The sequence below is a fragment of the Gelidibacter sp. genome (assembly GCF_039916245.1).
In the GTDB taxonomy this organism is placed as follows: Bacteria; Bacteroidota; Bacteroidia; order Flavobacteriales; family Flavobacteriaceae; genus Gelidibacter.
This window is the reverse complement of record NZ_JBDSLS010000082.1, coordinates 1-5,374: the sequence shown is the minus strand read 5'-3', so window position 1 is coordinate 5,374 and position 5,374 is coordinate 1. Positions and strand designations below refer to the sequence as shown.

General features: G+C 38.6%; 4 protein-coding genes and 1 pseudogene. 3 read left to right on the top strand and 2 right to left on the bottom strand.

All coding sequences use genetic code 11. The features are described from left to right. Together ABIQ28_RS03905 and ABIQ28_RS03900 are read right to left on the bottom strand one after the other, a co-directional pair. A pseudogene (locus ABIQ28_RS03905) lies at window positions 1-457 on the bottom strand (GTPase ObgE); the annotation flags it as partial. 129 nt (window positions 458-586) lie between these two features. Next, window positions 587-1,696, bottom strand: coding sequence for an adenylate kinase (locus ABIQ28_RS03900; RefSeq protein ID WP_348035440.1), 1,110 nt, complete (start codon window positions 1,694-1,696; stop codon window positions 587-589). A 154-nt stretch (window positions 1,697-1,850) separates the two neighbouring features. Here ABIQ28_RS03900 and ABIQ28_RS03895 point away from each other — a divergent pair, with 154 nt between their 5' ends. From ABIQ28_RS03895 to ABIQ28_RS03885, 3 genes are all read left to right on the top strand, one after another. Continuing rightward, window positions 1,851-3,005: a 5-(carboxyamino)imidazole ribonucleotide synthase gene (locus ABIQ28_RS03895; RefSeq protein ID WP_348035439.1), complete on the top strand. Its 1,155-nt coding sequence runs from the start codon at window positions 1,851-1,853 to the stop codon at window positions 3,003-3,005. Window positions 3,006-3,130: 125 nt separating this feature from the next. Then, window positions 3,131-3,616, top strand: coding sequence for a 5-(carboxyamino)imidazole ribonucleotide mutase (gene purE, locus ABIQ28_RS03890; protein ID WP_348035438.1), 486 nt, complete (start codon window positions 3,131-3,133; stop codon window positions 3,614-3,616). Between the two features lie 212 nt (window positions 3,617-3,828). After that, window positions 3,829-5,374: M3 family metallopeptidase (locus ABIQ28_RS03885; protein ID WP_348035437.1), on the top strand; the 1,546-nt coding region annotated here is incomplete at its 3' end.

Sequence of the window (5,374 nt, the reverse complement as noted above, 5' to 3'; positions counted from 1 at the left end):
GCTCCTGCAAAGGAATACCAGGTTGCGAATAGCGAGGAGTTTGGTTTGTTGACGTCTTAAAATGCCAGTTTCCAAGGCCACCCATACCGCCTTCGGCAATAATTTTCTCTTCACCATGTTCGGTAATTTCAAAAATAACCTCATTGGTTTCGAAATCCCTTACCACAGTTCCTAAAGGCACGTCCACATAAACATCGGCGCCATCAGCACCTGTACTTCTGGAAGCACTCCCATGTCCACCATGCTCTGCTCGGATATGTTTTTTAAACTTTAAATGAAATAAAGTCCATTGGTTGGCATTGCCCCTCAAGATCACATGACCACCACGACCACCATCACCACCATCAGGACCGCCTTTTGCCACATATTTCTCACGATGCAAATGCATTGAACCTTTACCCCCGTTTCCGGATTGAACGTTCATTCTAATATAGTCAACAAAATTTCCTTCAGTCATGATCATTTCCCACGAACGCGGGACTTTTATTAATTAAAATCTAGTCTATTAAAGTACGTAAAGATAAAATCTGAAAATTCACAAAAATTTAGCGTTCAAAAAATGATGGATGCTTTTAGTTGTGAAATCTTATAATTTATCTATAACCTGAGTCAAACGATCCGTAATATCTGAGATACTGCCAACACCATTCACACCACAATATTTACCTTGGGCGTCATAGTAATCTTTTAAAATTGCCGTTTTTTCGTAGTATTCCTTGATACGGTTTCTGATGATTTGCTCATCAGCATCATCCGGTCTTCCACTGGTCTTTCCACGACCTAACAAACGCTCCACCAAAACCTCATCCTCAACTTCAAGGGCAACCATCGCATTAATTTGCGAGTCCTTACTATCCATCAATTCATCTAAAGCTTTTGCCTGTGCATTTGTTCTTGGGAAACCATCAAAAATAAAACCATTGGCATCCGTGTTTTTCTCTACTTCGGCATTCAACATATCAATAGTGACCTGATCCGGAACCAACTCGCCTTTATCCATAAAAGATTTGGCTAGCATTCCGAGGGCAGTTTCATTTTTAATATGATGTCTAAACACATCACCGGTAGAAATATGAACGAGGTTATAAGTTTCCTTTAAAAAGTTGGCTTGCGTCCCCTTTCCTGCTCCAGGAGGTCCAAATAGGACAAAATTGGTCATGTATTGTGTGGTTTTTAATTGATATACTTCTGGTAAATTCCGTCCCAATCCGTCGTAATCCAATCCGTATCCGACGATGAATTTTGTAGGAACATTAACACCAATATAATGAAGTTTAAAGTCTTTTTTGTAAGCTTCCGGTTTATGGAATAAGGTGGCAATCTTTAATTCATTAACCTTTTCATTTTTAAAAATACGGTGGATTTCTTCTAAAGTATTTCCTGAATCGATAATATCTTCAAGGATGACAACGGTTCGTCCAGTCAAATCCTGTGTCAATCCTATTAAGCGTTGAATATCTTCAGTAGACTTCACACCTTCATAAGACGCCAGTTTAATAAACGTCACCTCACAAGGCTTCGGATATTTTTTGACAAAATCACTCACAAACATGAATGATCCGTTTAAAACACCAACAAACACTGGGATTTCATCTTTGAGGTCATGGGCTACCTCATCCACCATTCTTTGGATGGCCACATCAATTTCCTTTTCAGAAATGAAGGGTTTAAAATATAAATCGTGAAGCTTAATCAAAATAATTGGATTTTAAAAGACGCAAAGATACACTTTTGATTTAAAATTTACTCCCGATATTTCATGATTTGATGGATTAATTTCGGAGTTTAAGTGTATTTTTGCAAGATTGATGACAAAAATTTTAATCATTCTCTCCGTAAGATCCTAAAACATGACTTATTTCTCTTCAAATTTTAAACTTGGTATTCTTGGTGGTGGTCAATTAGGCAAAATGTTGCTTAGCGAAACCCGCAAATTTGACATTTACACTTGCGTGCTAGACCCTAGCGATGAAGCGCCTTCCAAAATTGCCTGTAATGAATTTACCCAAGGCGATTTAATGGATTATGAGACCGTAGTAAATTTTGGAAAAAACGTTGATGTTCTGACCATTGAAATTGAAAATGTGAATGCCAACGCTCTAGAGACTTTGGAGAAAGAAGGCGTCAAAGTATTTCCGTCTTCCAAAACTTTAAGAATCATTCAAAACAAAGCCACACAAAAATTATTTTATGTGGACAATAACATTCCAACGGCCGATTTTGCACGGTTCGCCTATGTTTCAGAAATTGAAGATGCTATTGATAACGGCGGACTTCAATTGCCGTTTGTATGGAAGGCAGCACAGTTTGGTTATGATGGCAATGGTGTGAAAGTGGTCCGATCGAAATCTGATTTAAAGGACTTGAAAGATGGCGAATGTATTGCAGAAACCATGATTCCCTTTAAGAATGAACTCGCGGTTATTGTCAGTAGAAATAGCAGTGGCGAAGTCAAAACCTATCCTGTGGTAGAAATGGAATTTCATCCAGAAGCCAACCAAGTGGAATATGTCATTTGTCCGGCGAGAATTGATGTCCAAGTGGCTCACAAAGCCCTATTGGTTGCATTACAAGTTTCGGAAGCCTTTAATCATGTTGGTTTGTTGGCGGTAGAAATGTTCCAGACTCAAAACGATGAAATTTTAGTCAATGAAGTTGCTCCAAGACCACACAATTCGGGTCATCATACGATTGAATCGAGCTACACATCTCAATTTGAACAGCATTTAAGAGCCGTTTTAAATTTACCACTAGGAAAAACAGCAAATAAAGTTGCTGGTGTCATGGTTAATTTAGTTGGTGCCGAAGGCTATTCTGGAGATGTCCTTTATGAAAACATCGAAGAAATCTTAGCGATGGATGGTGTCACGCCTCATATTTATGGCAAAAGACAAACCCGACCGTTTCGTAAAATGGGCCATGTCACAATTGTTAATGAAGATTTGAATGAAGCCCGAAAAATAGCCGAAGACGTAAAAAATATAATTAAAGTGATCAGTCAATAAATTGAAATTGCTTGCCCGTCCGCAGCTTTAGCGTAGGCGGGAAATCGAAATTGAAACTGAAATTGAAGTTGAAATTGAGCTCTATTGACAGACAGTACATTTGACTATTAAAATTTAAAAGAATTATGAGCAAAGTAGGAATCATCATGGGAAGCAAAAGCGACTTGCCAGTTATGCAGGAAGCTATCGACATGTTAAATCATTTTAAAATCGACTTTGAAGTGGATATTGTTTCCGCACACCGTACGCCAGAAAAACTTTTTGATTACGGCAAGCATGCACATACCCGCGGATTTTCAGTAATCATTGCAGGTGCCGGCGGTGCTGCACATTTACCAGGAATGATTGCCTCTTTATCGCCGCTACCCATTATTGGTGTGCCTGTAAAAAGCACCAATTCTATTGATGGTTGGGATTCCATTCTGTCCATTCTTCAAATGCCAGGAGGCGTTCCGGTAGCGACTGTCGCTCTCAATGGCGCAAAAAACGCAGGCATTTTAGCCGCACAAATTATTGGAAGTTCTGATCCACAGGTTATGGATAAAATAATAGCTTATAAGGAAGACCTTAAAGCAAAAGTTATAGACTCTGCCAAAGGATTAGAGTATTAAAATAGAAAAACCTCGACGAAAGCCGAGGTTTTTCCTGCTATTAATCAATTATAACTAAGGGTCCTTATTAAAGGCTTCTTTACAATTGCTGGGCAAATTTAAAAATATTTTCTACAAAATAAAACCAAACATTTGTTAATAATCAGACGACTAGAACGCTATTAAGAAAACTCGCTCACTGAATTTTTCACACACATCACCATCATTTACTTATGAATGTCCTAAATACTCCTTTCGATACTTTATTTAATACGGCTCCTTTTTCTAAAATAAAAGACGTTGATTATTTGCCCGCATTTAAATTGGCTATTGACGCGGCTAAAGCAGAAATTGACGCCATCACCCAAACTGAAGATACGCCAACCTTTGAAAACACCATTGAAGCCTTAGAGTTTAGTGGTCAACAATTGGATCGGATTTCAAGCATTTTCTTCAATTTGAATTCGGCCGAAACAAGCGATAACATTCAAAAAATAGCTCAGGAAGTTTCGCCGTTATTATCAGAATTCAGCAATGACATTACCCTGAACGAAGCTTTGTTCAAACGCGTCAAAGCGGTTTATGATATCAAGAGCACTTTAAATCTAACGGCAGAACAAGACACACTTCTCGATAAAAAATACAAAAGTTTCGCTCGCAATGGCGCAAATCTTTCAGAAGATAAAAAACAAACACTCCGAGAGATCGACAAACAATTGAGTCAGTTAAAACTCAAGTTTGGCGAAAACGTCCTGGCAGAAACGAACAATTTTGAGATGTTGATCACAAATGAAGATGAGCTTTCTGGACTTCCAGAAGGCGAATTGGAAGCTGCCAAACAACTTGCAGAAAGCAAAGATCAAGAAGGTTGGCTATTTACTTTGGACTACCCAAGTTATATCCCGTTCATGACGTATGCCGATAACAGGGAACTCCGAAAAAAACTAGCCATTGCGGCAGGTAAAAAAGCATTTAAAGGCGATGCTCTGGACAATCAAGACAATGTATTGCAAATAGCAAAACTTCGTTTTGAGCGCGCCCAATTATTAGGCTATAAAACCCATGCTCATTTTGTATTGGAAGAGCGCATGGCCAAAACCCCAGAAAAAGTTGAAGCTTTTTTAGAAGAACTTTTAGAAAAAGCAAAACCAGCGGCAGCTCGCGAATTTAAAGAACTGCAAGATTTTGCCACTGAACTGGACGGCATTACCCAATTGGAAAAATGGGATTCGGGCTATTATGCAGAAAAATTAAAACAGAAACGTTTTGATTTGGATGACGAAAAGTTAAAACCCTATTTCAAGCTTGAGAATGTCATTGACGGGGCTTTTAAAGTGGCACAAAAATTATTCGGATTGGAATTTGAAGAAATTAATTCCATCGACAAATACCACGAAGACGTTTTAACCTATAAAGTAACCAATGCCAAAGGCGAATTTATCTCGATTTTTTACGCCGATTTTTTCCCCAGAGCCGGAAAACGAAATGGCGCGTGGATGACTAGCTATAAACCGCAATATATAAAAAACGGTAAAGAAGAACGTCCGCACATTTCCATCGTATGCAACTTTACCAAGCCTACCAAAACGAAACCGTCCTTATTGACTTTTAATGAGGTCACCACGTTATTTCATGAATTTGGACATGCACTTCATGGGATGTTAGCAAATACAACCTATCCAAGTTTATCGGGCACGAGTGTGTTTTGGGATTTTGTGGAATTGCCAAGCCAAATTCTCGAAAATTGGTGTTATGAAAAAGAAGCTTTGGAATTATTTG

What these genes read in the sequence shown, in the direction of transcription:
- ABIQ28_RS03895 (WP_348035439.1), top strand. Translation starts at nt 1,851, where the DNA reads ATGACTTATTTCTCTTCAAATTTTAAACTTGGTATTCTTGGTGGTGGT.
- purE (WP_348035438.1), top strand. Translation starts at nt 3,131, where the DNA reads ATGAGCAAAGTAGGAATCATCATGGGAAGCAAAAGCGACTTGCCAGTT.